34 protein-coding genes are annotated in these 24,718 nt (G+C 73.9%); 16 read left to right on the top strand and 18 right to left on the bottom strand.

The annotated features are described in order from the left end of the window. The first annotated feature begins 207 nt into the window (after positions 1 to 207). From AC27LF_RS06060 to AC27LF_RS06020, 9 genes are all read left to right on the top strand, one after another. On the top strand, positions 208 to 1,215 hold the full coding sequence (locus AC27LF_RS06060) for a glycosyltransferase family 9 protein (RefSeq protein WP_479662525.1): 1,008 nt from the start codon (positions 208 to 210) through the stop codon (positions 1,213 to 1,215). Further along, entirely contained in the window at positions 1,212 to 2,174 is a 963-nt protein-coding gene (locus tag AC27LF_RS06055) for a glycosyltransferase (protein WP_479662526.1), read from the top strand. Before AC27LF_RS06060 ends, AC27LF_RS06055 begins: the two co-directional genes overlap by 4 nt. Further along, complete coding sequence (locus tag AC27LF_RS06050) at positions 2,171 to 3,409, top strand: glycosyltransferase (RefSeq protein WP_479662527.1); 1,239 nt, start codon at positions 2,171 to 2,173, stop codon at positions 3,407 to 3,409. Before AC27LF_RS06055 ends, AC27LF_RS06050 begins: the two co-directional genes overlap by 4 nt. Continuing rightward, positions 3,406 to 4,038 (top strand): D-sedoheptulose-7-phosphate isomerase, encoded by a 633-nt coding sequence (locus AC27LF_RS06045; protein WP_479662528.1) that lies wholly within the window; start codon positions 3,406 to 3,408, stop codon positions 4,036 to 4,038. Before AC27LF_RS06050 ends, AC27LF_RS06045 begins: the two co-directional genes overlap by 4 nt. Next, complete coding sequence (locus AC27LF_RS06040; protein WP_479662529.1) at positions 4,035 to 5,486, top strand: PfkB family carbohydrate kinase; 1,452 nt, start codon at positions 4,035 to 4,037, stop codon at positions 5,484 to 5,486. The genes AC27LF_RS06045 and AC27LF_RS06040 overlap by 4 nt, the downstream gene beginning before the upstream one ends. Beyond that, positions 5,483 to 6,520, top strand: coding sequence for a glycosyltransferase family 9 protein (locus AC27LF_RS06035; RefSeq protein ID WP_479662530.1), 1,038 nt, complete (start codon positions 5,483 to 5,485; stop codon positions 6,518 to 6,520). The genes AC27LF_RS06040 and AC27LF_RS06035 overlap by 4 nt, the downstream gene beginning before the upstream one ends. Then, the gene (locus tag AC27LF_RS06030; RefSeq protein WP_479662531.1) at positions 6,498 to 7,439 is read left to right on the top strand and encodes a glycosyltransferase family 2 protein; all 942 of its coding nucleotides are present in this window, start codon (positions 6,498 to 6,500) and stop codon (positions 7,437 to 7,439) included. Before AC27LF_RS06035 ends, AC27LF_RS06030 begins: the two co-directional genes overlap by 23 nt. Continuing rightward, positions 7,436 to 8,350, top strand: coding sequence for a glycosyltransferase family 2 protein (locus AC27LF_RS06025; RefSeq protein WP_479662532.1), 915 nt, complete (start codon positions 7,436 to 7,438; stop codon positions 8,348 to 8,350). The genes AC27LF_RS06030 and AC27LF_RS06025 overlap by 4 nt, the downstream gene beginning before the upstream one ends. A gap of 224 nt (positions 8,351 to 8,574) precedes the next feature. Further along, positions 8,575 to 9,105: a hypothetical protein gene (locus tag AC27LF_RS06020; RefSeq protein WP_479662533.1), complete on the top strand. Its 531-nt coding sequence runs from the start codon at positions 8,575 to 8,577 to the stop codon at positions 9,103 to 9,105. Positions 9,106 to 9,334: 229 nt separating this feature from the next. Here the strand turns inward: AC27LF_RS06020 and AC27LF_RS06015 are convergent, their stop codons facing one another. Further along, a complete protein-coding gene (locus tag AC27LF_RS06015) occupies positions 9,335 to 9,898 on the bottom strand; it encodes a hemerythrin domain-containing protein (protein ID WP_479662534.1) in 564 nt (187 codons plus the stop codon). 357 nt (positions 9,899 to 10,255) lie between these two features. Between AC27LF_RS06015 and AC27LF_RS06010 the strand changes: the two genes are divergently transcribed. Then, complete coding sequence (locus AC27LF_RS06010; RefSeq protein WP_479662535.1) at positions 10,256 to 10,792, top strand: D-glycero-alpha-D-manno-heptose-1,7-bisphosphate 7-phosphatase; 537 nt, start codon at positions 10,256 to 10,258, stop codon at positions 10,790 to 10,792. 360 nt (positions 10,793 to 11,152) lie between these two features. Here the strand turns inward: AC27LF_RS06010 and AC27LF_RS06005 are convergent, their stop codons facing one another. After that, complete coding sequence (locus AC27LF_RS06005) at positions 11,153 to 11,353, bottom strand: hypothetical protein (protein WP_479662536.1); 201 nt, start codon at positions 11,351 to 11,353, stop codon at positions 11,153 to 11,155. Positions 11,354 to 11,524: 171 nt separating this feature from the next. On the opposite strand from AC27LF_RS06005, the gene AC27LF_RS06000 reads away from it, so the two are divergent. Beyond that, positions 11,525 to 11,758, top strand: a complete 234-nt coding sequence (locus AC27LF_RS06000; RefSeq protein ID WP_351746275.1) for a hypothetical protein — start codon at positions 11,525 to 11,527, stop codon at positions 11,756 to 11,758. 101 nt (positions 11,759 to 11,859) lie between these two features. Then, positions 11,860 to 12,786, top strand: coding sequence for a Rieske (2Fe-2S) protein (locus AC27LF_RS05995; RefSeq protein WP_479662537.1), 927 nt, complete (start codon positions 11,860 to 11,862; stop codon positions 12,784 to 12,786). Between the two features lie 357 nt (positions 12,787 to 13,143). Here the strand turns inward: AC27LF_RS05995 and AC27LF_RS05990 are convergent, their stop codons facing one another. Further along, positions 13,144 to 13,563: a CBS domain-containing protein gene (locus tag AC27LF_RS05990; RefSeq protein WP_479662538.1), complete on the bottom strand. Its 420-nt coding sequence runs from the start codon at positions 13,561 to 13,563 to the stop codon at positions 13,144 to 13,146. 212 nt (positions 13,564 to 13,775) lie between these two features. On the opposite strand from AC27LF_RS05990, the gene AC27LF_RS05985 reads away from it, so the two are divergent. Then, complete coding sequence (locus AC27LF_RS05985; RefSeq protein ID WP_479662539.1) at positions 13,776 to 14,477, top strand: GPR1/FUN34/YaaH family transporter; 702 nt, start codon at positions 13,776 to 13,778, stop codon at positions 14,475 to 14,477. 39 nt (positions 14,478 to 14,516) lie between these two features. On the opposite strand, the gene AC27LF_RS05980 is transcribed toward AC27LF_RS05985, so the two are convergent. From AC27LF_RS05980 to AC27LF_RS05925, 12 genes are all read right to left on the bottom strand, one after another. Next, complete coding sequence (locus AC27LF_RS05980) at positions 14,517 to 14,972, bottom strand: DUF3147 family protein (RefSeq protein WP_479662540.1); 456 nt, start codon at positions 14,970 to 14,972, stop codon at positions 14,517 to 14,519. Beyond that, positions 14,969 to 15,313: a DUF3147 family protein gene (locus AC27LF_RS05975; RefSeq protein WP_479662541.1), complete on the bottom strand. Its 345-nt coding sequence runs from the start codon at positions 15,311 to 15,313 to the stop codon at positions 14,969 to 14,971. The genes AC27LF_RS05980 and AC27LF_RS05975 overlap by 4 nt, the downstream gene beginning before the upstream one ends. A gap of 66 nt (positions 15,314 to 15,379) precedes the next feature. Continuing rightward, positions 15,380 to 15,760: a gas vesicle protein K gene (locus tag AC27LF_RS05970; protein ID WP_479662542.1), complete on the bottom strand. Its 381-nt coding sequence runs from the start codon at positions 15,758 to 15,760 to the stop codon at positions 15,380 to 15,382. 28 nt (positions 15,761 to 15,788) lie between these two features. Continuing rightward, positions 15,789 to 16,052 (bottom strand): gas vesicle protein, encoded by a 264-nt coding sequence (locus tag AC27LF_RS05965; protein WP_479662543.1) that lies wholly within the window; start codon positions 16,050 to 16,052, stop codon positions 15,789 to 15,791. Continuing rightward, on the bottom strand, positions 16,049 to 16,861 hold the full coding sequence (locus tag AC27LF_RS05960; protein WP_479662544.1) for a GvpL/GvpF family gas vesicle protein: 813 nt from the start codon (positions 16,859 to 16,861) through the stop codon (positions 16,049 to 16,051). The genes AC27LF_RS05965 and AC27LF_RS05960 overlap by 4 nt, the downstream gene beginning before the upstream one ends. Positions 16,862 to 16,866: 5 nt before the next feature. Next, positions 16,867 to 17,385 carry a gas vesicle protein gene (locus AC27LF_RS05955; RefSeq protein WP_479662545.1) on the bottom strand — a complete coding sequence of 173 codons (519 nt, stop codon included), beginning with the start codon at positions 17,383 to 17,385 and terminating at the stop codon, positions 16,867 to 16,869. Beyond that, positions 17,382 to 18,473 carry an SRPBCC family protein gene (locus AC27LF_RS05950; protein WP_479662546.1) on the bottom strand — a complete coding sequence of 364 codons (1,092 nt, stop codon included), beginning with the start codon at positions 18,471 to 18,473 and terminating at the stop codon, positions 17,382 to 17,384. Before AC27LF_RS05950 ends, AC27LF_RS05955 begins: the two co-directional genes overlap by 4 nt. Then, positions 18,466 to 19,134 carry an ABC transporter substrate-binding protein gene (locus AC27LF_RS05945; RefSeq protein ID WP_479662547.1) on the bottom strand — a complete coding sequence of 223 codons (669 nt, stop codon included), beginning with the start codon at positions 19,132 to 19,134 and terminating at the stop codon, positions 18,466 to 18,468. The genes AC27LF_RS05950 and AC27LF_RS05945 overlap by 8 nt, the downstream gene beginning before the upstream one ends. A gap of 28 nt (positions 19,135 to 19,162) precedes the next feature. Next, entirely contained in the window at positions 19,163 to 19,426 is a 264-nt protein-coding gene (locus AC27LF_RS05940) for a gas vesicle protein GvpG (protein WP_404022703.1), read from the bottom strand. A 41-nt stretch (positions 19,427 to 19,467) separates the two neighbouring features. Next, positions 19,468 to 20,193, bottom strand: a complete 726-nt coding sequence (locus AC27LF_RS05935) for a GvpL/GvpF family gas vesicle protein (RefSeq protein ID WP_479662548.1) — start codon at positions 20,191 to 20,193, stop codon at positions 19,468 to 19,470. Then, positions 20,190 to 20,630 (bottom strand): gas vesicle protein GvpJ, encoded by a 441-nt coding sequence (gene gvpJ / locus AC27LF_RS05930; protein WP_479662549.1) that lies wholly within the window; start codon positions 20,628 to 20,630, stop codon positions 20,190 to 20,192. Before gvpJ ends, AC27LF_RS05935 begins: the two co-directional genes overlap by 4 nt. A 65-nt stretch (positions 20,631 to 20,695) precedes the next feature. Next, positions 20,696 to 21,025 (bottom strand): gas vesicle protein GvpO, encoded by a 330-nt coding sequence (locus tag AC27LF_RS05925; protein ID WP_487227786.1) that lies wholly within the window; start codon positions 21,023 to 21,025, stop codon positions 20,696 to 20,698. A gap of 213 nt (positions 21,026 to 21,238) precedes the next feature. Here AC27LF_RS05925 and AC27LF_RS05920 point away from each other — a divergent pair, with 213 nt between their 5' ends. From AC27LF_RS05920 to AC27LF_RS05910, 3 genes are all read left to right on the top strand, one after another. Further along, the gene (locus AC27LF_RS05920) at positions 21,239 to 21,802 is read left to right on the top strand and encodes a Dps family protein (RefSeq protein ID WP_479662550.1); all 564 of its coding nucleotides are present in this window, start codon (positions 21,239 to 21,241) and stop codon (positions 21,800 to 21,802) included. A 147-nt stretch (positions 21,803 to 21,949) separates the two neighbouring features. Further along, on the top strand, positions 21,950 to 22,906 hold the full coding sequence (ligD, locus tag AC27LF_RS05915; RefSeq protein WP_479662551.1) for a non-homologous end-joining DNA ligase: 957 nt from the start codon (positions 21,950 to 21,952) through the stop codon (positions 22,904 to 22,906). 49 nt (positions 22,907 to 22,955) lie between these two features. Continuing rightward, positions 22,956 to 23,252, top strand: a complete 297-nt coding sequence (locus tag AC27LF_RS05910; RefSeq protein ID WP_479662552.1) for a hypothetical protein — start codon at positions 22,956 to 22,958, stop codon at positions 23,250 to 23,252. 123 nt (positions 23,253 to 23,375) lie between these two features. Here AC27LF_RS05910 and AC27LF_RS05905 read toward each other — a convergent pair whose 3' ends face one another. From AC27LF_RS05905 to AC27LF_RS05895, 3 genes are all read right to left on the bottom strand, one after another. Continuing rightward, positions 23,376 to 23,711 (bottom strand): DUF6343 family protein, encoded by a 336-nt coding sequence (locus tag AC27LF_RS05905; RefSeq protein ID WP_479662553.1) that lies wholly within the window; start codon positions 23,709 to 23,711, stop codon positions 23,376 to 23,378. A gap of 51 nt (positions 23,712 to 23,762) precedes the next feature. Beyond that, positions 23,763 to 24,188, bottom strand: coding sequence for a CBS domain-containing protein (locus AC27LF_RS05900; protein ID WP_479662554.1), 426 nt, complete (start codon positions 24,186 to 24,188; stop codon positions 23,763 to 23,765). A gap of 167 nt (positions 24,189 to 24,355) precedes the next feature. Next, positions 24,356 to 24,682 (bottom strand): DUF6480 family protein, encoded by a 327-nt coding sequence (locus AC27LF_RS05895; protein WP_479662555.1) that lies wholly within the window; start codon positions 24,680 to 24,682, stop codon positions 24,356 to 24,358. Positions 24,683 to 24,718 lie beyond the last annotated feature (36 nt).

Genomic DNA, 24,718 nt, shown 5'->3' with positions numbered 1-24,718 from the left:
TGACATCCGCGGCAGCGCCCACTCGCCCGTGCCCGGCCGGGTTGCCGGTGTTCGCGGTGGTGTGCGCTGGTGTTTGTGCGGCCGGGCTGTTGGCGTCCGCGGTGGTGTGCGTTTGTGTGTGTGCGGCCCGGCCGCAGGCGTCCGCGGCGGTGCCCACGTGTGCGCGGTCGTGTCGATCTGCCGCGGTGGCCCGCGAGGTGGCGTGTCGTGAAGGCGCTCGTCGTTCGTCTCGACAGCTTCGGTGACGTGCTGCTCGCCGGGCCCGCGGTCCGTGCCGTCGCCGCGCACAGTTCGCACGTCACGATGCTGTGCGGCCCGGGCGGGGAGCCCGCCGCCCGTCTGCTGCCCGGCGTGGACGATGTGATCGTGTGGGCCGCGCCGTGGGAGGGCTTCGACCCGCCCGCCGTGGATGAGGCGGATGTCGGCGGCCTGATCCGGTGCCTGGCCGACGCCGCCTTCGACACCGCGCTGATCCTCACCTCGTTCCACCAGAGCCCCCTGCCGACCGCGCTGCTGCTGCGGCTGGCGGGCGCCGGGCGGATCGGCGCCGAAAGCGTCGACCACCCCGGGCGGCTCCTCGACGTACGGCACCGGCGGCTGCCCGGCCGGCACGAGGCACAGGCCGCGCTCGACACCGCCGCCGCCATGGGATTCCTGCCCCACCCGGGCGACGACGGGCGGCTGCGCGTCCTGCCCCCGCCCGACACCGCGGCCCTGACCGGCAACGGCCCCTACCTCGTCGTCCACCCCGGCGCGAGCGCACCCGCCCGCACCTGGCACCCCGAACGCTGCGCCGAGGCCGTCGACCTGCTCACCGACGCCGGACACCGCGTCGTCGTCACCGGCGGCCCCGGCGAGCGGGAACTCACCCGCCAGGTCAGCGGCCGCACCGCCGTCGACCTCGGCGGCCGGACCGACCACCGCACCCTGGCCGGCGTGCTCTGCCTGGCCGACGCCGTGGTCAGCGGCAACACCGGCCCGGCCCACCTCGCCGCCGCCGTGGGGACACCGGTCGTCTCCCTGTTCGCGCCCGTCGTCCCCGCCGACCGCTGGGCCCCCTACGGGGTACCGAGCATCCTCCTCGGCGACCAGACGGCGCCCTGCGCGAACAGCCGCGCCCGCTCCTGCCCCGTACCCGGTCATCCGTGCCTGGACGAGGTCACGGGCCAGGACGTGGTGCGCGCGGTGCACAAACTCCTCCAGGAGGGCGCATGAACATCCTTGTCTGGCATGTGCACGGCTCATGGCTCACCTCGTTCGTGCAGGGCCCCCACACCTTCCTCGTCCCGGTGACCGCGGACCGCGGCCCGGACGGACTCGGGCGGGCCCGCACCTGGCAGTGGTCGGCGAACGTCCGCGAACTGACCCCCGACCGGCTGCGGCAGGCCGACATCGACCTCATGGTGCTGCAACGGCCGCACGAGATCGACCTGGCCCGGCGCTGGACCGGCCGCCGCCCGGGCATCGACGTGCCCGCCGTGTACGTCGAGCACAACAGCCCGCACGAGACACCCGCGGACACCCGTCACCCGCTGGCCGGCCGCCACGACGTCACGCTCGTGCACGTCACCCACTTCAACCACCTGATGTGGGACAACGGCCGGGCGCCCACCACGGTGATCGAGCACGGCATCATCGACCCGGGCCATCGGTGGACCGGGCAGGAGCGGCGCGCCGCCGTCGTCGTCAACGAGCCGCTGCGGCGCGGCCGCACCACCGGAACGGACCTGCTGCCCCGGTTCGCCGACTGGGCGCCGCTGGACGTCTTCGGCATGCGCACCGACACCCTCGCGGGCCACCTGGGACTGCCACCCGAACGCTGCCGGGCCCGGGATCTGCCCCAGGCCGAACTGCACGCGGCGATGGCCCGCTGCCGCCTCTACCTCCACCCGATCCGCTGGACCTCCCTCGGGCTGTCCCTGCTGGAGGCGATGTTCCTCGGGATGCCGGTGGTGGCGCTGGCCACGACCGAGGTCCGCGAGGCCGTACCCGACGGAGCAGGCGTCGTCTCGAACCGCTTCGACGTCCTGCGGGACGCCGTCCGCGGCTTCCTCGCCGACGCCGAGGACGCCCGGACGGCGGGGGAGGCCGCCCGGGCCGCGGTGCGGGCCCGCTACGGAGAACGACGTTTCCGGGACGACTGGGAACGCCTGATCAAGGAGGTCACACGATGAGCCACAGCTACTCCACGGCCGGGCGCGTCGCCATGGTCTCCGAGCACGCCAGTCCGCTGGCCGAGCTCGGCGGACCGGACGCGGGCGGCCAGAACGTGTACGTGGCGCAGCTCGCGGCGCAGCTGACCCGGCGGGGCCACGAGGTCGTGGTGTACACCCGCCGCGACGGTCCCGGGCTCCCGGAGCGGGTCACCACGTCCGACGGCGTACGGGTCGTGCATGTGCCCGCCGGCCCGCCCGCCCCCCTACCCAAGGACGAACTGCTGCCCCACATGGGGCAGTTCAGCCAGTGGCTGGCCCGAGAGTGGGCAGCCGACCCGCCCGACGTGGTGCATGCGCACTTCTGGATGTCGGGCATGGCCGCGCTGGCCGGCGCGCGCCCCCTCGGGCTGCCGGTGATCCAGACCTACCACGCCCTCGGCACCGTGAAGAAACGTCACCAGGGCGCCGCCGACACCAGCCCGCCCGAGCGCATCGCGATCGAGAAGGCCGTGGGCCGCGAGTGCGCCGCGATCATCGCCACCTGCGCGGACGAGGTGGCCGAACTCGACGCGATGGGCCTGCCCGGGCGGCATGTCACCGTCGTCCCCTGCGGTGTCGACCCCGGGCTCTTCGCGCCGGTACCCGGCGCGCGTGAACACGGCGCCGCACCCCGGCGGCTGCTCGCCATCGGCCGCCTCGTCCCCCGCAAGGGCTTCGACCGCGCCGTCCGCGCCCTGGCGGCCGTCCCCGACGCCCAGCTGCTGATCGCCGGCGGACCCCAGCGTGCCCTGCTGAGCGCCGAGCCGGAGGCGGAGCGCCTGTGGGCCCTCGCCGTCGAACACCAGGTCAGCGACCGCGTGGCGCTGCTCGGCGGGGTGAGCCGCGCGCACATGCCGGGGCTGATCTCCAGCGCGGACCTCGTGCTGTCGCTGCCCCGCTACGAACCGTTCGGCATCGTCCCGGTCGAGGCCATGGCCTGCGGCACTCCCGTGGTCGCCACCGCGGTCGGCGGACAGCTCGACACGGTCGTGCACGGCCGCACCGGCGTCCTGGTGCCGCCCCAGAGCGCCGACCACGCCATCGGCACCACGGTCCGCGGCCTGCTCGACGACCGGGACCTGCTGGCCGAGTACGGCGCCCGCGGACGGCGGCGGGTGCTCGACCACTACACCTGGGACCGGGTCGCCGACGCGGTGGCCCACGTCTACAGCGCCGTGTCGAGTGTCCCCTCGCTCTCGGGAGTCGTCCGATGAAACCCGTCACCGACGTCACGCACTGCGACGACCTGCTGAACGCCCTCGAAGAGTTCCGTGCCAACGCTGCGCTGCTTCAGCGGTGGGGCACCGCCCTCGCCGACCGCCTGGGCGACGGCGCACGGCTGCTGGCCGCGGGCAACGGCGGCAGCGCGGCCCAGGCCCAGCACCTGACCGCCGAACTCGTCGGCCGCTATCGCGACGACCGCCCCGCGTACTCGGCGCTCGCCCTGCACGCCGACACCTCCGCCACCACGGCGATCGCCAACGACTACGGAGTCCAGGAGATCTTCGCCCGGCAGGTCGCCGCGCACGGGCGGCCCCGCGACGTGCTGATGCTGCTGTCCACCAGCGGCGCCAGCGCCAACCTGCTCGTCGCGGCGACCGAGGCGCACCGCCTGGGCATGACGGTCTGGGCGCTGACCGGCCCGGCCCCCAACCCCCTGCAGGCCGCCGCCGACGAGGCGCTGAGCGTGTCCGCGGCGAGCGCCGCCACGGTCCAGGAACTGCACCTCGTGGCCGTCCACATGCTCTGCGAGTCCTTCGACCCGGCGGTGCGCCGGCACACCGACACGCAACGGCGCCGCACCGGCAGGCGGCCGGCCGGCGCGGGGAGGACCGGCGGATGACCACGCCAAGCCCGCTGCTCGTCGTCGGGGACGCGCTGCTCGACCACGACCTCACCGGCCGCGCCGACCGCCTCGCGCCCGACGCGCCCGTGCCCGTCGTCAGCGACGTCAGGCGCACCAGCCGCCCGGGCGGCGCGGCGCTCGCCGCCTGCCTCGCCGCTCTCGACGGCCGGCCCGTCACCCTCGTCACCGCGCTGGGCGACGACCCGGCGAGCCGCACCCTGCGCCGGCTGCTGGCCGGCCGGGTCCGGCTGGTACGGCTGCCGCTGCGCGGTGCACTGTCCAGCAAGACCCGGGTCCTCGCGCAGGGCAGGCCGCTGCTGCGCCTGGACGACGGGGACGGACGCGCCCTGCACGCCACGGACGAGGCACGCGACGAGCTGAACGCGGCCGGCGCCGTCCTCGTCGCCGACTACGGCCGCGGCACCGCCGACACGCTGCGCTCCGCGCTGACCTGGGCGGCCGCCCGGGTGCCCCTCGTCTGGGACCCGCATCCGCGGGGCGCGCCGCCGGTGCCCGGCACCCGCGTCGTCACCCCGTCCGCGAGCGAGGCCCGTGCCTTCGCCGCCCGCCTCGACGGCGCCGGGGAACCCGCGGCGGGCAGCGAACTGCGCACCTGCGCGCACGACGCCGCGGCGCTCGTCGCGGCCTGGCGGGCCGCCGCGGTGACCGTGACGCTGGGCGGGCGCGGCGCGCTGCTGTCGCACGGCGGGACACCCCTGATGGTGCCCTCGCCGGTCACCTCCGAGGGCGACACCTGCGGCGCCGGGGACCGGTTCGCGGCGACGGCCGCCGGGCTGCTGGCCGACGGCGAGCTGACCGAGAACGCCGTGCGCGCGGCCGTGCACGCCGCCACCCGCTACGTCATGGAGGGCGGCGTACGCTCGCTCGGCACCGGAACCCTCCCCGACGAGGAGGCGCCCCGCGCAGCCGGACACGAGCCGGACGACGACGCCGTGCGCACGGCCGACCGGGTACGGGCGGCGGGCGGGACGGTGGTCGCCGCGGGCGGCTGCTTCGACCTGTTGCACGCGGGACACGTCGCCCTGCTGCAGGCCGCCCGGCGCGCCGGGGACTGCCTCATCGTGTGCGTGAACTCGGACACGTCGGTGCGCCGGCGCAAGGGCGGCGGCCGACCGCTCGTTCCGGTGGCCGACCGCGTCCGGGTGCTGCGCGCCCTCGAATGCGTCGACGCGGTCGCCGTGTTCGAGGAGGACACACCGGAGCGGCTGCTCGGCGAGCTGCGCCCGCACATCTGGGCCAAGGGCGGCGACTACGCCCGCACCCCGATGCCGGAGGCGTCCCTGGTGGCGAGCTGGGGCGGCCAGGTCGTGCTCTTCCCCTACCTCGACGGACGTTCCACCACCGGCATCGCACGGCGGGCCGCACTCTCCCCGCGCCCCGCGGGCCTCGCCGGGGCCGCGGCACAGGGACGGACGCGACGGTGACCGCCGCACCGGACGACGCGCCGCGGGTGCTGGTGCTGCGCGCCCTGGGACTGGGCGACCTGCTCACCGGCGTGCCCGCGCTGCGCGGCGTGCGCCGGGCCTTTCCACGGCACCGGATCGTCCTCGCGCTGCCCGCGGCCCTCACCGAGGCCGCACTGGCCACCGGCGCCGTCGACGAGATCCTGCCGGCCGAGGCACCCGACCGGGCCGTGCCGCGGCTGGACCACTGGCCGGGACCACCCCCGGACGTGGCGATCGACCTGCACGGCAACGGCACCGAGAGCCGCGACGCACTGGCCGCCCTCGCACCGCGCCGACTGCTCGCCCACGCACACCGGGACCCGGTCACCGGCCGGCCGCCGGTGTGGCGGTGGGACGAACACGAGCGGGAACGCTGGTGCCGCTTCCTCGGGGCGTACGGCATCCACGCCGACCGCGACGACCTGCGGCTGCCCGCCCCACAGGCGGCCTCCGCGGCGCCCGGCGCGGTCGTCGTCCACCCCGGCGCCCAGTCCGCCGCACGCCGCTGGCCGGCCCGGCGGTTCGCCGAGGTGGCCCGGCGTCTGCGGGCCCTCGGCCGGCGCGTCGTCGTCACCGGCGGCCCCACGGAGGACGCCCTGGTGCTGGACGTCGCCGGACGCGCGCAACTGCCCGGCCGGGACATGCTGCGCGGCGGGCTGCCGTTCGGTGAACTGTCGGCACTCGTCGCCCGTGCCGCGCTGGTCATCAGCGGCGACACCGGCCTCGCCCACCTCGCCGTCGCGCACGGCACGCCGTCCGTGACGCTGTTCGGACCGGTCCCGCCGCGCCTGTGGGGGCCACCGCCCGGCCCGCGCCACCGCGCCCTGTGGAAACCCGGACCGCCCGGCGACCCGCACGGCGACACCCCCGACCCGCAGCTGCTGCTGATCGCGGCGGACGAGGTCACCGAGGCGGCTCGCACTCTGCTGCGCCCCGGCCCGGCCATGCGGCCGGCACCGGCCATGCGACCCCGGAACGGAGATGAGGCCCGTGTTCCCCCGGCCCGTCCCTGAACAGCAGCCCACCGCCACCGACGTCCCCGACGGGCGTGTCACGGTCGCGGTGATCACCCGCGACCGGTGCGCCAGCGTGCTGCGCACCCTCGACTTCCTCGGCGCGCTCCCCGAGCGCCCCGAGGTCATCGTCGTCGACAACGGCTCCGACGAGGCGACGCTGCGGGCGCTGCGCCGGCACCCGGCGGCCACCCGCGTGCTCAGCCCGGGCAGGAACACCGGTTCCCTGGGGCGCAACCTCGCCGTACGACACGCCACGACTCCCTACGTCGCCTTCAGCGACGACGACTCCTGGTGGACGCCGGGCACACTGCGCCGGGCCGCCGATCTGCTCGACGCCCACCCACGGCTCGGTCTGCTGGCGGCCCGCACCCTCGTCGGCCCCCGGTCCACGGAGGACCCGCTCAACGCCGTACTCGCCGCCTCCCCGCTGCCCGGCCGGCCCGACCTGCCCGGGCGGCCCGTCCTCGGCTTCCTCGGCTGCGCCTGCATCGCGCGCCGTGCCGCCTTCCTCACCGCGGGCGGCTACCACCCGCTGCTCTTCTTCGGCGCGGAGGAGACCCTGCTCGCCTACGACCTCGCGGCCGGCGGCTGGGGCGTCACCTACGAGCCGTCCCTGACGGCCCGGCACCATCCCGCCCCGTCGGGCCGCACCGGCCGGGGCCACCTGGTGCGCCGCAACGAAGTCCTCACCCTGTGGCTGCGCCGCCCCCTCCCGGTGGCCCTGCGGGGCAGCGCGCGCCTCGCAGGCGACGCGATCGCCGGCCGCCCCGGCGCCCGGCGGGCCCTCGGGGACCTGCTCGTGCGGCTGCCGGCCGCGCTCGGCCGGCGCCGCCCGCTGCCACCGGAGGTGGAACGGGCGGCCCGGCTGCTGGACGGCACCCCGACCCCGCGGAGCCGCGGGGGAGGGCGGCCATGAGCACGGACACCGCCGCGCCCGACCGCCGCACCAGCGTCGTGCTGATCACCCACAACCGGCGCGCCGAACTGCTGCGCACGCTGGAGCTGATGCGCCGGCTGCCCGAGCGGCCCGCCCTGATCGTCACCGACAACGCCTCCACCGACGGCACGGCCGAAGCGGTCCGGCGCGCCTTCCCCGACGTCCGGCTGCTGTGCCCCGGCCGCAATCTGGGCGCCGTGGGACGCAACCTCGCGGTGCGCCACGTCCGTACGCCCTACGTCGCCTTCTGCGACGACGACACCTGGTGGGAGCCGGGCAGCCTGCGCCGGGCGGCGGACCTGCTCGACCCGCGGCCCCGGCTCGCGGCCGTCACCGCCCGTATCGTCGTCGAGCCCGCCGGCACCGAGGACCCCGTCGTACCGGAGCTGCGCGGCTCGCCGCTGTCGGGGCCCGACTGGCTGCCGGGGCCGGCCCTAGGCTCCTTCCTCGCCGCCGCCACCGTGCTGCGCACCGACGCCTTCCGGTCCGCCGGCGGCTTCCACCCCGGACTGTGGCTGGGCGGCGAGGAGGAACTGCTCGCCACCGATCTGCAGCGCGACGGCTGGTGGCTCAGCTACGCCGACGAGCTGACCGTCCATCATCAGGCATCGGCGCTGCGGGACGGCACCGAACGGCGCATCACCGGCCTGCGCAACACCCTGTGGTTCACCTGGCTGCGCCGCCCGCTGCTGCCCGCGCTGCGCCGCACGGCCGAGCTGATGCTGACCGTGCCCCGCGACACGGCCTCGCTGCGCGCCTTCGCCCGCGCGGCGGGCGGGCTGCCCTGGGTCCTCAGGTCGCGTGCCCCGGTCCCGCCGGCCCTGGAGGAACGGCTGGCCGCCCTGGAGCGGGCCCGGCACGACTCGACCGCCCGCAAGTACGTGGGGTGAGCCGCCGGGCTGCCGGCGGGTGTGTGTGGCCAAGGCCACGCGGGAAGCAGGCGGTGGCCTCCCCGTACGGCCGCTTCCCGGATTACCGTTTCATCCAGTCCTGTCCGCTTCCCCGCTCTTCCCGCTTGGTCCCCCCTGTTCTCCCCTGTTCACCCTGTTTCCCGTTGTTCCGCCTCGTTCCCCCTCGCTCCCCGTTGTTCCCCTCGGCCCTGGGACGGCAAGCAGTGCTCGCAGATCTCTCCCCGCTCATCGCGGCGACGGCCCGCTGGCTGACGACCGCCTTTCCACCGGACGGCGGCGTGATCGCCTCGGCCCTGTGCGAGGCACAGGCGCGGCAGGCGGTGACCGTGGCGGCATGGCTGCGGTATCCGACCGCGCTCGACGCCGGACTGGTCGCGATGGCCGGGCCCGGGGGTTCGTCACGGCTCGACTGGATCACCGGCGCGGACCCGGCGCACGGCCCCGAGACGGCCGAGACGGCCTGGCGCACCTGGGTGGACGAGGTGGTCGCCAGTTGGGCGGCCGCTTTCCTCGCCGACCCCGACCTGGCCGGGCGCGCCGTGGACGCGCTCGCCGGGGGAGAGCACACCGCCGCCGCACGGGTCGACTTCCGGCGGCTGCGCACCCCCGACGAGGGCGACCGGCGTGCCGGAGCGTTGCTGAGACACCCCGACCTGCTCGCCCCCGTCGCCGAACTGCACCGTGCCCAACTGCTCGCCCGGCTCGACGAGTGCGGACGCGCGGCCATGAACTGACCGCCCCGGCCCCCGGGCAGGCCCCGCGGACCGGGGCGGGCCCGGCGAACCGGGGCGGCGCCGTGGACCACGACGGCGCTGCGGACCGGGGCGGGCCCGATGGACCGGGCAGGCCCTGCGGGCCGGGTAGGCCCGGTGGACCGGGTGGCCCTGCGGATCTGGCAGGCGTTGCGCAGGGCAGGGCGCCGGGCCCCGTCCTCGGCCGCGCGGCCGGTCGCCGCGCGGCCGGTCAGCCGGTCTTGCCCCGGCCCGTCAGCGCATCGCGGAGCCGGTCGACCAGACCGGCGCCCGGTGCCAGCAGCTTGTTGACCGGAGGCTTGTCCGGCGCGGAGGGGTGAGGGCGGGTCGGCGCGATCTTCTTCGTCTGCCGCACCTTGTCGCCCAGATCGTTCAGGGCGTCGGCGGGGCAGGCGGCGCGCAGCTTCGGGAAGAGGTTCTGCTCCTCGTCGGTGATGTGCGCGCGGATCTCGCTCATGAGCGCGCCCACCAGCCGGTCGAACTCCGCGTCCTTCGCGTCCACGCCTTCCAGATCCTTCATGATCTGTTCGGCCTTCGCATGGTCCTCGATCTCCTTGTCGGCCAGCGCGTCACCTCCCGCGACATGCTCGCGCACAGCCGGGTAGAGATACGCCTCCTCGGCCACCGAGTGCCGTACCAGCTCCATGGTGGCCTGGTCGGCGTACGCCTTCCGGTTCTTGTCACCGGGCGCCAGCGCCTCGATCTTCCCGAAGATCTCCTCGACCTCCCGGTGATCGGTGGTGAGCTCGTCGATCACGTTTCCACCGTGTCCCATGTCGTCCACCTCCTGACACAGCCCAGCGGTCCGTCCGCTGTAACACCCGAGTCCCCGGCATCGGCGTTCTCACGCACCCACGGCAGACCCGCCGTCCGCGCTCCGCGGGTCCGGCACGGCGTCGGACGTCCGCTTTCGGGGAACTCGCTGCCGCGCACGCAGACCGACGCCCACGGCACGGACAAGGGCGACAAGGGCGGTGGCGAAGGCGGTGGGGGTGCCACCGGACCAGGCGGGCCGGGCATCCGTGCCCGCGCTGCGTGGAACACAGGACAGAAGGAACACAGGACCGGAGGCACCGTTGGAACACAGGACAGGGGGCATCGTGCCCGGATCGCCCGACCGCCGGGACGCGCCGTGAACCGGCCGGCCGCCGTGCTCTTCGACCGTGACGGCACCCTCGTCGAGGACGTCCCGTACAACGGCGACCCGGACCGGGTGCGACCGCTGCCCGGTGCCCGGCCCGCCCTGGACCTGCTGCGCGCGGCGGGCCTTGCCACCGGCGTCGTCAGCAACCAGTCGGGCATCGGCCGGGGGCTGCTCACCCATGCGTCGGTCCGCCGGGTGAACGCGCGGGCCGACGCCCTGCTCGGCGGACTCGACACCTGGGTGTACTGCCCGCACGCGCCCGGCGACGGCTGTACCTGCCGCAAGCCGCGTCCCGGGCTCGTGACCGAGGCGGCCCGGCGGCTGGGCGTGGCGCCCGCGGACTGTGTGGTGATCGGTGACATCGCCGCCGATCTGGAGGCCGCCCGGGCGGCGGGCGCGCGAGGTGTGCTGGTGCCGACGGCGGCGACGCTGCCGAAGGAGATCGCCGCGGCCCCCCGTACCGCGCCCGACCTGCTGACCGCGGTGTGCTGGTTGCTCAGCGAGAACGGGGGCCCGCACCCATGAAACGCCGCGGATAGCGTCGGCACATGTGACCGGACACGTTTCTCTCGTCGTTCCGCGGAAACCCGGTGATCTCCCGGACCGGAGCGCAAAGGGTTCGGACAGCGAAGGAAGTGGACCGGTGTGACTGCGGAAACACCCAGGAGAGAGACGACCGCCCCGCGCAGCCCCGAGACGGGGTGGGCGACGGCGCGGCGGCTGCGCGGGCAGGGCATACGTACCTGTGTGCGGGCGAGGACCGACGGCAGGGCCGCGGACGGGCGGCGCGGCGACGAAGGGAACGTCGTCCGAGGTGAGGACTGACGCCGTCACGCCCCACGTCCCGCGCCGGGGCGATGTTTCCGTGAGCCGTGCCGGCCTGCCTCATGGGGGCAGCCAGCCGGTCTCCCGCCGGGGCACCGCTCCGTTCCCGCCCCGAGGGCGCCCGGAACCGGGCGACTCGACGACGGAGGCACGTGCCTCCGCCGGGGGCTCGTCCGGGACGACACCGAGGCGTGCCACGAACATCGGCTCTCCGCGGGCCAGCGCCCGGCGCAGGTGTTCCTTCCAGGCGGCGTACCGCACGCTCGCTGTTCCCCCGGGCCATTGTGCTGTCACGCGTGCATCAACGAGAGATGCGCGTGAGCGGATGTCCGCCGGACGGAGGGAACTGCGGCATGGCGGGCCGGCCCTGGGGCACTCGGAGGACGGCCACAGGGACCCGCCCGGGTCCCGAAGGGGTCCCAAGGAGGCGAGATGACCAGCAGCACCGAGACCGGTGACATCACCGGCACCCTCGACAAGGACTACAACCTGATCTGGTACGTGGAGGCATGCCTCAACAACGCCTTGCGGCTGGAGACCTACATCGGCGATGCCGAGCGCGAGAAGGACAGCGCACTCGCGGAACTCTTCCGCAAGGCCCAGGCCGACAGCCGCAAGGGCGCGGAGCTGGGCATGGAACTGCTGCGTGACCGGCTGACGTCCTGAACCGCCCGGGCCGCCCGGCGCGGCCCGGCGCCGACACCCGGTGGTCCTCATCGGGTCCGGCAGCGGTGATCGTGGTGAAGCGAAGGGGAAGGCCGGCCGGTATGAGGCTCACGAGACGGACGACACAGACGACACGGACGACGCAGGCGGCACGGACACGCGCAGACCTGAGCGGTGCGCTCGCGTCGGTCATGGACGCCCTGGAGGGCGAGGAACGACTCGACGGCATCAGCGGGGCGCTGCGCAAGAGCGTGCGCGCGCTTCCGCTGGGCCGGGGCAGGGACATGCTGCGGGGCCTCTGGCTCGGCCATCCCCTCCACCCCGTGCTGGTGCAACTGCCCATCGGCTCATGGAGTTCCGCCGCGGTGCTCGACCTGTTCCCCGGGGAGAGCCGGGCCGCGCGCCGCCTGGTGGCGGTCGGCCTGGCCGCCGCGGGACCGGCCGCGCTGGCCGGCTGGGTGGAATGGGCGGAGCAGCGCCCGCGGCAGGCCAGAGTGGGCCTGGTGCACGCCGCCGCCAACGCGGCCGCGGTCCTCGCGTACGCCGCCTCCTTGGCGGCGCGCACGAAGGGGCGCCCCGTGCTCGGCCGGGTGCTGGGCTACGGAGGGCTGACGGTGGCCACGGTCGGGGGTCTGCTCGGCGGCCACCTCGCCTACCGGCAGGCCGCCGGCGTCAACCACGCGGAAGCGGTGCCCGTGCTGGTCGAGCCGGGCTGGCACCGCGTCGGCACGCTGGACGACTTTCCCGTGGGTGAGCCCGTACGGCGGGCGGCCGGCGAGGTGGCCCTGGTCGTCGTCCAGGACGCGCCCGGGGTGCTGCACGCACTGGCCGACCGGTGCAGCCACATGGACGGCCCGCTGCACGAGGGCAAGGTCCTGGAGGGCTGCATCGAATGCCCGTGGCACGGAAGCCGGTTCAGGCTCGCGGACGGCACGAATGTGCATGGCCCGGCGACCGCGCCCCAGCCCCGGTTCGACTGCCGGGTCGTCGCCGGCAGAGCCGTCGAGGTCCGCCTCGCCCCGCGCTGAGCGGGGCGCTCCGCTGGATGCGCCGCGCTATGCCGTCGGTCGTCTGCGGCGCCGTCGTGGCTGGTCGCGCAGTTCCCCGCGCCCCTTCGGGGCGCGCACCTCGGACCACGCGTGAGGACCGGCCTGCGGCGGCCGGGGCGGCAGCCGTGCGCAGGTGACCCGGGCGCCGGGCGGGGGGAGTCCGGTACCCGGGTCCTTCCTGCAACCCACGGCCGCTCAGCCGCGTTCTCCGAGTTCCCCGGGCCGTACGGCGAAAACACCTCCGTGGGCGTCAACCGCGGGCGGGGCCCGACGCGTCGGCGGTGCGACGGGCCCCGCCCGCTGAATTCCCCCGTTCCCTTTCCCTTCTGAGACCGGCTACTTGTTGGGCCTGGCGGCGCTGATGTCGCCGAGCGCCGATCCCGGGTCACGCTCGATCGCCATGTCACCGAGGGCGACGATGCCGATCGGATGCCCGTTCTCGACGACGGGGAGCCGTCGCACGGAGTGCTCGCGCATCAACGCGACCGCGCGCCCGAGGTCTTCGTCCGGGCCGACGGTCACCAGTTCGCCGCTGCCCACCATGGCCGCGGTCGTCAGGTCCGGGTCCATGCCCTCCGCCATCGCCCGCACCACCAGGTCGCGGTCGCTCACCACACCGTGCAGTTCGTCGCCGTGAGTCACCAGCACGGTGCCGATGTCCTGGTCCCGCATCAGCCGGGCGACCGCGGTGACCGACGCCTGCGGTTCCACGGTCACCGGCGTGCCGGTCATGATGTCGCGTACATGCTCAGCCATCTCGCGTACCTTTCCACTCGTCGTCCACTCGTCTTCCACTCGTCGCGGTGCCGTCCACCGCTCCGCGCGACCGGGTACCCACGGTCCGGCACCGTCCACCCGGAGGGGCCCCGCCCGTTTCCGTCCCTTCGGGCCTGGATACTCGGGCCGAAGCCGCCGTCCACCACGGGCGGCGCGGCCATCGAGCACCGCCGACGAATCCACCGGAGCTCATGAGTGAGGACACGGGCAGCAGCCCTCCGCCGGTCCCGCAGGGAGCCGAGGCGGCCACGGTCGTCGTCCGGCCCTACGGCAACCCGCTTCCGCTCGGATTCTTCTCCTTCGGCATCGGCATGGCGCTGCTCGGCGGCCTGGGACTGGATCTGATCACCGGTGACCAGATCCGCACGGCCGGCATCCTGCTGGCCGTCTTCGTGTTCCCCCTCGAACTCCTCGCCGCGATCATGGCCTATCTGACCCGTGACACCGGAGCGGCCAGCACGCTCGGGCTGTTCGCCACCTCCTGGGCCGGTCTCGGCGCGCTGTACGCCGTGTCTCCCGCCGACCGGACGAGCACCGCCGTGGGCATGTACCTGTGCGCGTTCGCCCTGATGCTGCTGCCGCTGATGGTGGTCGCCTTCCTCGGCAAGGCACTGCTCGGCGCCGTGCTGACCGTCTCGGTGCTGCGCGCCGTCCTCGCCGCGGCCTACCAGCTCGGCGCTCCCGAGGCCCTGCAACGGGCCAACGGCGCCGCCGCGTTGCTGCTGGTCGCTCTCGCGTGGTACGCCGGTACGGCCTTTCTCGTCGAGGATCTGCGCCAGCACACGGTGCTGCCCGTGCTGCGCCGTGGGGAGGCGCGCCGGGCCATCGAGGAGGGCCTGCCCGACCAGCACACCCGCCTGCCCAGGGAACCGGGGATCCGCAAGCAACTCTGAACAGCGCACCCCCTCGGCCCGCGCGCCGCGCCGGCGCGGCTATCCGCCGGATCGTTCGTCGCCTCCCCGGCCCGCGGCTCGGGCGATCGCGTAGGCGGCCGCCGACACCACGGCCCAGGCGGCCGTCGCGGCCACGAGCGCCGGCCACGCCGAGTGGTGGCGCACGAGCACCGTGACGACGACCGCGAACGCCACCAGACCCAGGGTGCCCAGCGCGGCCCCGCGCGCATCGTCGCGGGCGCGGCGCAGGCCCTCCTCCTCGGCGACGAGGGTCACGCTGGCCAGCAGGATGGCGGGGAAGGCGAGGAAGACGCCGCCGACGTACGGTCCGAACAGCGCGGACACGACGGCCGCGACCAGTGAAACGCCCGCGCCGAAGCCGAAGCGGACCAGCACGTCCTTGCGCGGTGTGCGCAGGGCCGCCCGCCACTCGACCCGCACCCGGTCGGTGTCCTCGTCGCCGCTTGCGCTCCCGGGGCCTTGCGACCCGCTCACGGCGCCACCGCGTAGGCGATGCCGGCCGCCGCCGCGAACCACACGACAAGTGCCGCCGCCGACCCACGCAAGGCACCGAACCGGGCGAGGGTTGGGACGGCGACGAGACAGTAGGCGGTGAAGGCCACCGCTCCGGCGACCATGCCCCGTGCCGCGGTCGCCGCGTCCGCGTCGCCCTTGAACACCACCGTCAGGATCAGCCCGCCCAGCGCCACCGAAGGGGCCGCGGCGAAGATCCCGGCGAGCCGCTTGGGCCGGACGGTTTCCGCCACCAGCGCGAAACCCACCACGAACAGGCCGCCGATGAGGGCCTTCAGGACGAACTCCAGCAGGTTCTGCATCCCCACACCTTCAGCACGAAGCGACCTCCAGGCAACGACCCACGCCGGGACGGGGGGTGCCGGCCGTCACGGCGGCAGCAGGGTGCCGAGCGGTCCCAGGTCGAGGTTGAGGTCGGCCAGGGTGATGCCGTAGCGGTCGCACAGTTCGGCCATGCGGTCGTGCAGCAGCATCAGGGTCAGGCCGAGTCGTTCCTCCTGCTCCTCGGTCAGGTCGCCCTCGTCGACCCGGTGCAGGGCCTGCCGCTCCATCAGCTGGCGCAACAGCTCGACGATGGTCAGGACGAGCTTGACGAGGTCCCGTTCCACCGTGTCCGGGTCGGCGCGCAGCCGACGCGCGGCGCCCGATCCCCGCCCGGACGGGGAGAGATCGTCCGGGCGGGCCGGCAGCAGCGAGAACGCCCGGTCGGCGGCCTCGGCCACCTCCCGCATGCGGTCGGCCTCCCGCATGCGGCCGGCGGACCCGGCGGGCGGGCGGTCAGCCGGGCTCGTCACCGCCGCCGCCAGGCTCGGTGAGCACGGGCCGCCCCGGAAGGAACGTCGCCCACTGCTCGTCCAGCTGTTCACGGATGGCGATCACCACGGCGCGCAGCGAGATCCGCACGAGGTCGATGTCGGAGATGGACAGCACGAGATCTCCGCTGAGCACCACACCACCGCTCAGCAGCCGGTCCAGCAGGTCGATCAGGGCGACCTGCTGCTGCCGTCCCCTGCGGTCGTCGTACGCGTCGTACTCGCTCACCGCCGCCCGGCCTCCTCCTGCTCGTCCGGGGCCGGCGGGACGGTGAAGGAGTACGGCGCCCAGGGCCCGGTGACGTCCACGCGGACCCCGTGCAGGCCGTCCGCGGCGTGCAGCATCCGGTCACGGAACTCCTCGGCAAGCCGCCGCGGGACCAGATAGGCGTCATTGGCGACGTTCTCCCCGGGCACCTGGGCGAGGCTGCCCTCCTGCGGCCGGTGCCGGGCGCGTTCGACCGCGAGAGCGCGGGCCTGTTCCTCGGTGCGCCGGACGGCCTCCTCGGCGAGCCGCCACGCGTCCTGTCGCTGCTGGCGCTGGCGCCTGCGGCTGCGCAGATACGCGCGCCCCGGATTCGCCTCGTCGGCCGGGCCGCCTGCCGCCTCCGGAGCCGGCGCGGGGGCGGGCGCCGCCTCGACGTACACCTTCACGCCCCATTCCACATGGTCGGCCAGCCGGTCCAGCAGCGCGTCGAACGCCGCCTGACGCTCGCGCAGGATGTCCCGCACCCGGTTCTCGTCGAGATACACGGTGGCCAGCCGCAGCGGCAGGACCGTGGTCCGCGCGGACACGGCCTCGATGACCCGGTGGTGGGCCCGGGCGGTCGCCTCCAGCCATCGCATGTCCTCCAGCGCGTCCTTCAGCGCCGCCTCCGAGAACTCGTCCCGGGGCACCTCGCTCACCACGGCGGCCACCCGGCCCGAAGCGACCAGGCCCACCGGGGCGTCGGCGACACCGCGGACACCCGCGAGCGCGATCCGCTCCGAGTCTGCGGATCTCACCACCGCGTAGGCGTAGCACAGCCGCTCGTCCACCGCTGTCAGCTCCGGTCCTCGTCGTCCTCGTCGTTCTCGTCGTCCTCGTCGTTCTCGTTGTCGTCGTACTCGTCGGCACCGTCGGTACCGGAACCACGGCGTTCGCGGCGCGGCTCGGCACGCCGCTCGCGCCGCCCCTGCTCGGTGTCACGCGCGCGACGGCCGTCGGAGCCGCCCTCGGTCAGCTCCGTAGAGACCTCGCCGAGTTCCCTGCGCAGCGACTCCACTTCGGCGCGCAGTCGCTCGTTCTGCTCCCGCAGCTCGCGTCGGTGATCGGCCCGGGACGACAGGGCGGGGTCGTGCTCCCACCAGTCGATGCCGATCTCCTTGGCCTTGTCGACGGACGCCACCAGAAGCCTGAGCTTGATGGTCAGCAGCTCGATGTCGAGAAGGTTGATCTTGATGTCGCCGACGATGACGATCCCCTTGTCGAGGACGCGTTCAAGGATGTCGGCGAGGTTCGCGGACTGCCCCTGCCCGTACGGGGACAGGGCTCGCGACGACCTGGGGGCGGGCTCGGTCACGGCGCCTCGTCCTCGTCCTCGTCCTCGTCCTTGCGGTCCTTGCCCTCGTACGCGTCCTCGTCCTCGTCCTCGTCCTCCTCCGTGTTCTCCTTCTCACCGTCGTACTCGTTCTCGTCCCTGTCCTCTTCCTCTGCCTCTTCCTCGTGTTCGTCCCGGCCTTCCCCTTCCTCCTCGTGTTCTTCCTCGGGTTCCTCTTCGTGGTCCTGCTCGGCCTTCTCGGCGTCCTCCGGACCGCTCACCACCTCGCCCTCGTGGATCTCCCCGCGCCAGCCGCCGGTGGCCTTGCCGCGCATCATCACGAACGTGCGGAAGAGCTTCAGATCCAGCCGTGCGCGCCGGCCCTGGGCCCGGACCAGGCCGCCGGTCCTCTCCACCACGCCCTTCGGGAAGTACTCCAGGACGAGCAGCACCTTGGTGAGGTTGTCCCCGAGCGGATGGAAGGTGACGACGCCCTTGGTGGTCGCCTTGTCCCCCTCGGACGTCCAGGCGATCCGCTCGTCCGGCACCTGCTCCGTGATGATGCCGCGCCAGCGCCGGCCCGCCTTGGCGATCTTCACCTCCCACTGGGTGGTGACCTCGTCCCTCTGCTCGACGCTGACGACACCCTTGGCGAACCGTTCGAACTCCGTGAACTGCGTCCACTGGTTGTACGCCTCGCGCACGGGCACGCCGACGTCGATGTCCTCGATGATCGTCAAGCCCCTGCCCGTGCCGGTGGCTTCGGGGGCCTTCTCGTGCCGCTTCCCCGTGAGGTCCTTGGCCTTGTCCAGCAACGCGTCCTTGGCATGGGACGCCGTCGAGGTCAGTATCTCGCCCGACGGCGCGTGCTTGAGGAGCTGCCGGCCGCCCTTGGCCGCGGCGCCGGTGAGCGCGCGGGGCCCGAGGTGTGTCTCGGTCAGCTTGCGCGCCCCCTCGCCGAGCCGGTGGCCCACGCCCTCCAACATCAATTCGAGCCGCGCCTCCAGGTAGTGCTCCAGCTCGTCCTTCAGCCGGTTCGCGCCAGGGTTGTGCGACGCCTGTTCACGGACCTTGTCGAGGGTCCCGGTGCCACGGCCCGAGCCGCGCTCCGCCGACCTGCCCTCAGCCATCGTCCGGCCTCCTCGCTCGTGCCGCCGAGCCGCTGGAACGCCCCTCGGCGTCCGCTGTCCTGCCCGCCGGCCTCCTGCCGCGTGACTCGCCCCGGTCCTCGTCCTCGTCCGGCCCGCGGTGCTGTGCCTTCTTCGCGCGGCCCTCGCTGTGGCCCGGCTCGCCCCCGCGGCGCTCGCTCCGGCCGCGCCCGCCCTCGCGTGCGTCGTCCCGATCGCGTCCGGCGCGTGGCTCGTCCTCACGGTCCGCGCCCCGGCCGCTGCCCCGCCGCGCCGACCGGTCCTGCTCGTCCTCCGTGTCCTCGCTGTCCTCGGTGTCCTCACTGTCCGCGGTGTCCGCGGTGTCCGTCTCGGCGTCCTCGGCGTGCGGATGCGCTCGTTCGTGCAGGGCCGTGGTGCGCTGGTGGATGGTGTCGGCCAGGCTGTCGGCCTTCGCGGTCAGCACGGACGTGGCCGCCGCCTTTCCCGCGCCCGTCAGCTCGGTGCGCACCTGCTGGGTGAGATGGCCGAGGAAGGGGGAGTCCTGGACGGCCTTCACGACCTGCCCCGGCTTGATCCGTGACCCGGCCATCAGCGCACCGAGGCTCAGGGCGAGTTTGGCTTTCTTGGTGCGGCCCAGCACATACCCGCCGAGGACAGCCGCACCGATCTTGGCGTTGTTCATGATGGTGTCTTCTTTCCTTGCCCACGCCTCACAGACCGCCCTGCCCGCCGCTGCGCAGCTGGAAGGCCCTGATCTCCTCCAGGCGGCGCATCAGTTCCCCCTCGCGCCGCGCGAAGTCCTCCTCGTCGATACGGCCCTCGGTGCGCGCCTGCTCCAGCTTCACCAGCTCCTCCTGCACCGGAGCGGGGTCGTAGTACTCGTCCTCGGCGGCACGGACGACCTTGTCCAGCACCCACCAGATGCCCCGCACGGGCGCGGCGGGCAGCACCAGGATCTCGGTGACCAGTCCCATACCGACTCCTCAAGGATCAGGAAGGATCAGGACGGCGGGGGTCAGGCGAAGCTGTACGGCGGCAGCGGCCCGCGTACCCGCAGTTCGACGCCCTCGCCGTACCGTTCGGCCAACTCCCCGGCGGTACGCGTGAACTCCTCGGACCGCTCGTGGTCCACCAGGTAGGACACGCTGACGAAGTACTGCTGGGACGGCTCCGCGAGCCGTTCGGACGCCGCGAGCGGCCGCAGGGCCTCAAGCACCTCGGCGGCGAGCGCGTCCTGCCGCCGCTGCACCTCCTGGGCCACCAACTCCCCGAGCGCCACCCGGTCCTCGTAGGTCCCGCCGCCCTCGCGGGTCGCCTCGTTCAGCGCACGGGCCTGCTCGGACGTCGCGAGGATGTCACGCAGCAGCGAGTCCTCGTCCTGGACGCCCTTGACGTTGAACTCCGCCCGTCCGGCGAACTCGTGGAGGCGCTGCGCGTACCGCTCGGCACCCTCTTCCAGCACGGCGCGTACGGCGTCCTCGTCCTGGGCGACGAACCCGAAGCTCAGCGGAAGGACCGTGCCGTCCTCCCACAGACGGTCGAGGACTTCGTAGTGTGCCGCCAGGTCCCGGCGGGTGACCGCCAGATCCCCGGGGGCCTCACTGACGACCGCGCGCAACGACCCGCCGCTCACCACGTGCAGCTCACCGGGTGATTCGCCCACGCCCTTGAGGCTGTTCAGGTCCAGCGGATGCGAGTCCTCGGTAATCCCGTACACATACACGGACATCGGCTCGCTCACTCCTCCCGCTCCCTGGAAGAACGGCGGCCCGAGCCGCGCTCGGCATGCTCGGGCCGCTTCTCGTCCTCGTCCGAGCGGCCCTTCTGGAACGACTCGGTGAACGCCTCGACGGCACCGGTCAGCGCCCCCTTGCTCTTGCCGTGGGCGCCGCCCTCGGAAGCGCTCTCGACGACGTCGGTCAGCTGAGCGGGGGCCTTGCGGCCCGCCTCCAGATCCAGCCGGTTGGCGGCCTCGGCGAAGCGCAGATACGTGTCGACGCTGGCCACGACCACCCGTGCGTCGACCTTGACGATTTCGATGCCCACGAGGGACACCCGGGCGAACGCGTCGATGACAAGGCCCCGGTCCAGGACCAGTTCCAGCACGTCGTACAGGTTTCCCGAACCTCCGGACGGCCCGGCGGCCGCGCCGGCGTTGCCCTGCGGCACAACAGTCACAGTCTGTTCCCTTCACACGAAGGGGATGCCGCGCCCAGCGGATGTCCTGTCGTCTCAAGACATCCCTAGCGACGGCCTTCTCTGTCGACCTGTGCGCGGGTGTAGCGGCGGGTGCGCTCGTACGCCATCAGCCTGCCCGCGGGGTCGAGAACGACCTGATAGCTGGCCATCACGCTGCTCGTGTCCGGTACGCGCTCCAGCTCCACGACCTCGACCTGGGCTTCCCAGCCCCCATCGGTCGGCCGCAGCGCCGAAACCGACACCGGGGCCCGCCCCAGCAACTGTGCCAGTTGCTCGGTCGCGCCTTTCATCGCGTCGGGAGCCGACACCCGTTCCGGGGCGGATTCCCCGGACGACGGGGCGGGCGCCTCTTTCCGCTCACGGTCGTTCGTGATCAGTCACCTTCTATCCCTGTGTCAATCATCGACCTTCTCGCCGGGCCGTGCCAGTTCTGACGAGGGCCGGGGGCGCCACGCCCGGCCCGCCCGCGGCCGCCACGCGGCCCCCGGCATCGGTCCGGGCCCGGGATCCGCGGGTCTGAGACGGCGGAACCGGGGCAACAGAGTCGGTGCGTACCACCACGCTGCCGAAGAGAACCGAGGTGAACCATGACGCAGGAACCGACCCCGAAGTACACGGTCCCCGGCATCGGACGCGAGGCGGCCGGCCGGCTGATCGGTCTGCTCCGGCTCCGGCTGCACACGCTCAACGATCTGCATCTGACGCTCAAGCACGTGCACTGGAACGTCGTCGGACCCCACTTCATCGCGGTCCACGAGATGCTCGACCCGCAGGTGGACCGGGTGCGGGAGATGGCCGACGACGTGGCCGAGCGGATCGCTGCGCTCGGCGGCGTCGCCCAGGGCACGCCGGGGGCGCTGGTCGCGGAGCGCACCTGGGACGACTACTCCATCGGCCGGGCCGACGCCATCGCTCATCTCGGCGCGCTCGACCTCGTGTACACCGGAGTGATCGAAGGTGTGCGGGCCGCGATCAAGGAGGCCGGGCAGGTCGACGTCGCCACGGAGGACCTGCTGATCGAGCAGCTGCGGGATCTGGAACAGTTCCAGTGGTTTGTGCGGGCCCACCTGGAGAACGCGGGCGGCACGCTGGTCACCGGCCGGGCGAGGACGGAGGCCGAGGCCGCCTCGAAGGGGGCCGAGGTGAGCTGAGCCGGCGAGCGCCACGGCCGGTCCGCGGTCACGTCGTGTGAGCAGGCCCGCATGCCGGCGCGCCCGGCGGGCACTCGGCGGTCGCGACCGTCCCCCGGGAGGAACGGCTGGAGGACGACGGCACGGACAGAAGGCGAGGAGAGGCCGATGAGTGCCAGGGCGACCGCGAAGGACGAGATCCGGGTGGGCGACCGGCGGGTGCCGGTGACCCATCTCGACAAGGAACTCTTCCCGGACGACGGGATCACCAAGGCCGAGCTGATCGACTACTACCGGACCGTGGCCCGCCCGATGCTCGCCCAGCTGCGGGAGCGGCCCCTGGTGATGGAGCGCTACCCGGACGGATACCGGGGCAAGTCCTTCTACCACAAGGACGTACCCGACTACTTCCCGGAGTGGATCCGCACCGTACGGGTGCCCAAGGAGGGCGGCAGCCTCACCATGGCGGTCTGCGACGACACGGCCACCCTGGCCTACCTCGCCAACCAGGCGTGCATCACACCGCACCCCTGGCTGAGCACGGCGGACCGCCTGGACTGCCCGGACCGGCTGGTCTTCGATCTCGATCCTCCAGAGGACAGCGAGGACGGCGAGGACGGCGAGGACGGGGCCGGCTTCGCGGCCGTGCGCTGGAGCGCCCGCACGCTGGGGGACCTGCTCACCGAACTCGGGCTGCGTCCGGCGCTGATGACCACCGGATCGCGCGGCATGCACCTGGTCGTCCTGCTCGACCGGCGCACCGACTTCGACACCGCCCGGCGCTTCGCCAGGCGGGTGGCCGACCTGCTCGCGGAACGCCACGCCGACCGGCTGACCACCGAGGCCCGCAAGAACAAGCGCCGCGGCCGGCTCTATCTGGACACCCAGCGCAACGCCTACGCCCAGACCTCGGTCGCCCCCTACGCCGTACGCGCCCGCCCGCACGCCCCGGTCGCGACCCCGTTGCACTGGGACGAACTCGACGATCCCGGACTCGGCCCGCGGCGATGGACCCTGCGCACGCTCCCCGAGCGCCTGGACAGGTACGGCGACCCGTGGAAGGGACTCGGCCGCTGCCGGCGCTCGCTGAGCACCGCGCAACGGCGTCTGGACGACCTGGTGTAGATCCGCCGCATTGCAGGTACTCGCCTCCTCAGAACGACTTCCTGAGGAGATGAATCAGATGGTGTTCCTCGGACTGCTCCTCCTCGTGGCGACGGGCGCCTTCACCGCCCTGGCGATCCTCGGCAATCTGTCGGGCGGTCCGGACTACGCGGTGTCCATCCTCGGCCAGCACATCGCCACCCTCGGCCCGCTCGGCATCTTCTGCTCCGGTCTTGCACTGGCCCTGCTGTTCTGCCTGGGCCTGGCCATCGTGGCCGGCGGAGCCACCCACCACCGGCGCAGGACGGCGCGTCTGCACCGGACCCGCGGACCACGCACCACCACGCCCGGCCCGATGGCCGGCTGACGACGCCGACCCGAACCCGGGCGGCCCCACGGACCGGCGGGCCCGGCCCCGAACCCTGGTGGCTTTCCCGACCGGCGTGGCTTTCCCGACCGGCCCCCGGACCGGCGTCGTCAGCGTCCGTCGTCAGCGTCCGGCGCCCCGCTCGCGGCGCAGCCGGCGGACCACCACCACGAGGTCCAGGACGGCGAGGAAGGCGATGATCGCGCAGAGGGCGGCGATCGTGATCAGCACGGCGCGGTGCGGGCTGTTCCCGGGGCCGGAGACCCGCGCCCACAGCGCGAAGAGGACGGCCGCCGCCACGAACACCGGCAGGAAGATCCCGCTCAGCAGTCGCCGCAGCCGCAGGGGGCTCCGCGCGGTGACCGGTTCGTCGCCGGTGCGCGGAGCGTGCCGGCCGATGGTGCCGGAGCGCGACCGCGGCGCCGGCGGTTCGGGGTGCCCGGGAGGTTCGGGGCTCATGGTCGTCCTCCTCGGTGAACGGGGCTCACGGCTCGTGCTCCTGCTGCCTGTTCAGCGGTTCGGCCGGGCCCTGCTGATGTCCGCGAGCGCGGACCGCGGGTCGTCGCCCGCGGCCAGGTCGCCCAGTGTGACCATGCCGACCGGGCAGCCGCCGCGTTCCACGACGGGCAGCCGGCGCACGGCGTGCTCACGCATCAGCTCGGCCGCGTGGCCGGTGGTGTCCTCGGGGGTCACGGTGGCCAGGGGCGGCCGGGTGCACAGGTCGCCGACGGTCGTGGTGTGCGGGTCGAGGCCGGCCGCAAGGGCGCGGACCACGATGTCGCGGTCGGTGAGGACACCGAACAGATCGCAGTCGTAGGCCACCAGGACGTCGCCGACATCGCGCTCGCGCATCGCCGCGGCGGCCCGTTCCACCGAGGTCATCGGTTCCACGGTGACCGGGTCGGGGGTCATCACCTCGCGAATCCGCCGTGTCATATCGAGCTCCGCCTCCCGCATCCCGCATCCCGCCTGGGCCGTGTGCTGTCCCCTGCCGCGTAGCCAGCACGGGCGAGACCAAACCCGGGCTCAAGGCGTCGGGTTCCGGGCTCAGGGCGTCGGACACGGGACTCTGGGGGTCCGGGTTTCCGGTGGCGTGCGACGCGTCAGGTCGTCGCCAGGACGACCGCCATGGCCACCAGGCCGATGGCGACGAGCAGGACGACGATCCCGATGACGATGAGCGGCGCGAGCGACCAACCCCGGCGCAGCGCCTCGCGTTCCGGGGCGGCCAGCCCGGACACCCCGGACTCGGCGGGCGGCGAGGCGCCGGGCGCCATGGCGGTGTCCTCCGGTACGGCGATGCCCTCCACCGGGTGGGCCGCCGACCCGTCGTTCCCGCCGGCCGGCCCCGCCGGCGGCGCCCCGGGCCTCGGCGCGACCCTGCGGACGCGGTGCGAACCCGTGGCGCGGTGCGCGTGCTTGGCGTTCATGGCCTCGGTCCTTCGTCTCCTCGGGGCGGACGGCCC

It is taken from the genome of Streptomyces diversicolor, from assembly GCF_057537855.1.
The sequence above is the reverse complement of the archived record's forward strand: the minus strand, read 5'-3'. Positions and strand labels throughout refer to the sequence as shown.

Coding starts and splice junctions, on each gene's coding strand:
- AC27LF_RS06025 (WP_479662532.1), top strand. CDS start 7,436: ATGAGCACGGACACCGCCGCGCCCGACCGCCGCACCAGCGTCGTGCTG.
- AC27LF_RS06040 (WP_479662529.1), top strand. CDS start 4,035: ATGACCACGCCAAGCCCGCTGCTCGTCGTCGGGGACGCGCTGCTCGAC.
- AC27LF_RS05910 (WP_479662552.1), top strand. CDS start 22,956: ATGAATCAGATGGTGTTCCTCGGACTGCTCCTCCTCGTGGCGACGGGC.
- AC27LF_RS06000 (WP_351746275.1), top strand. CDS start 11,525: ATGACCAGCAGCACCGAGACCGGTGACATCACCGGCACCCTCGACAAG.
- AC27LF_RS05990 (WP_479662538.1), bottom strand. CDS start 13,563: ATGGCTGAGCATGTACGCGACATCATGACCGGCACGCCGGTGACCGTG.
- AC27LF_RS05950 (WP_479662546.1), bottom strand. CDS start 18,473: ATGGCTGAGGGCAGGTCGGCGGAGCGCGGCTCGGGCCGTGGCACCGGG.
- AC27LF_RS05985 (WP_479662539.1), top strand. CDS start 13,776: ATGAGTGAGGACACGGGCAGCAGCCCTCCGCCGGTCCCGCAGGGAGCC.
- AC27LF_RS05905 (WP_479662553.1), bottom strand. CDS start 23,711: ATGAGCCCCGAACCTCCCGGGCACCCCGAACCGCCGGCGCCGCGGTCG.
- ligD (WP_479662551.1), top strand. CDS start 21,950: ATGAGTGCCAGGGCGACCGCGAAGGACGAGATCCGGGTGGGCGACCGG.
- AC27LF_RS06055 (WP_479662526.1), top strand. CDS start 1,212: ATGAACATCCTTGTCTGGCATGTGCACGGCTCATGGCTCACCTCGTTC.
- AC27LF_RS05920 (WP_479662550.1), top strand. CDS start 21,239: ATGACGCAGGAACCGACCCCGAAGTACACGGTCCCCGGCATCGGACGC.
- AC27LF_RS05995 (WP_479662537.1), top strand. CDS start 11,860: ATGAGGCTCACGAGACGGACGACACAGACGACACGGACGACGCAGGCG.
- AC27LF_RS05975 (WP_479662541.1), bottom strand. CDS start 15,313: ATGCAGAACCTGCTGGAGTTCGTCCTGAAGGCCCTCATCGGCGGCCTG.
- AC27LF_RS06045 (WP_479662528.1), top strand. CDS start 3,406: ATGAAACCCGTCACCGACGTCACGCACTGCGACGACCTGCTGAACGCC.
- AC27LF_RS05945 (WP_479662547.1), bottom strand. CDS start 19,134: ATGAACAACGCCAAGATCGGTGCGGCTGTCCTCGGCGGGTATGTGCTG.
- AC27LF_RS05940 (WP_404022703.1), bottom strand. CDS start 19,426: ATGGGACTGGTCACCGAGATCCTGGTGCTGCCCGCCGCGCCCGTGCGG.
- AC27LF_RS05970 (WP_479662542.1), bottom strand. CDS start 15,760: ATGCGGGAGGCCGACCGCATGCGGGAGGTGGCCGAGGCCGCCGACCGG.
- AC27LF_RS05895 (WP_479662555.1), bottom strand. CDS start 24,682: ATGAACGCCAAGCACGCGCACCGCGCCACGGGTTCGCACCGCGTCCGC.
- AC27LF_RS06015 (WP_479662534.1), bottom strand. CDS start 9,898: ATGGGACACGGTGGAAACGTGATCGACGAGCTCACCACCGATCACCGG.
- AC27LF_RS06050 (WP_479662527.1), top strand. CDS start 2,171: ATGAGCCACAGCTACTCCACGGCCGGGCGCGTCGCCATGGTCTCCGAG.
- AC27LF_RS05900 (WP_479662554.1), bottom strand. CDS start 24,188: ATGACACGGCGGATTCGCGAGGTGATGACCCCCGACCCGGTCACCGTG.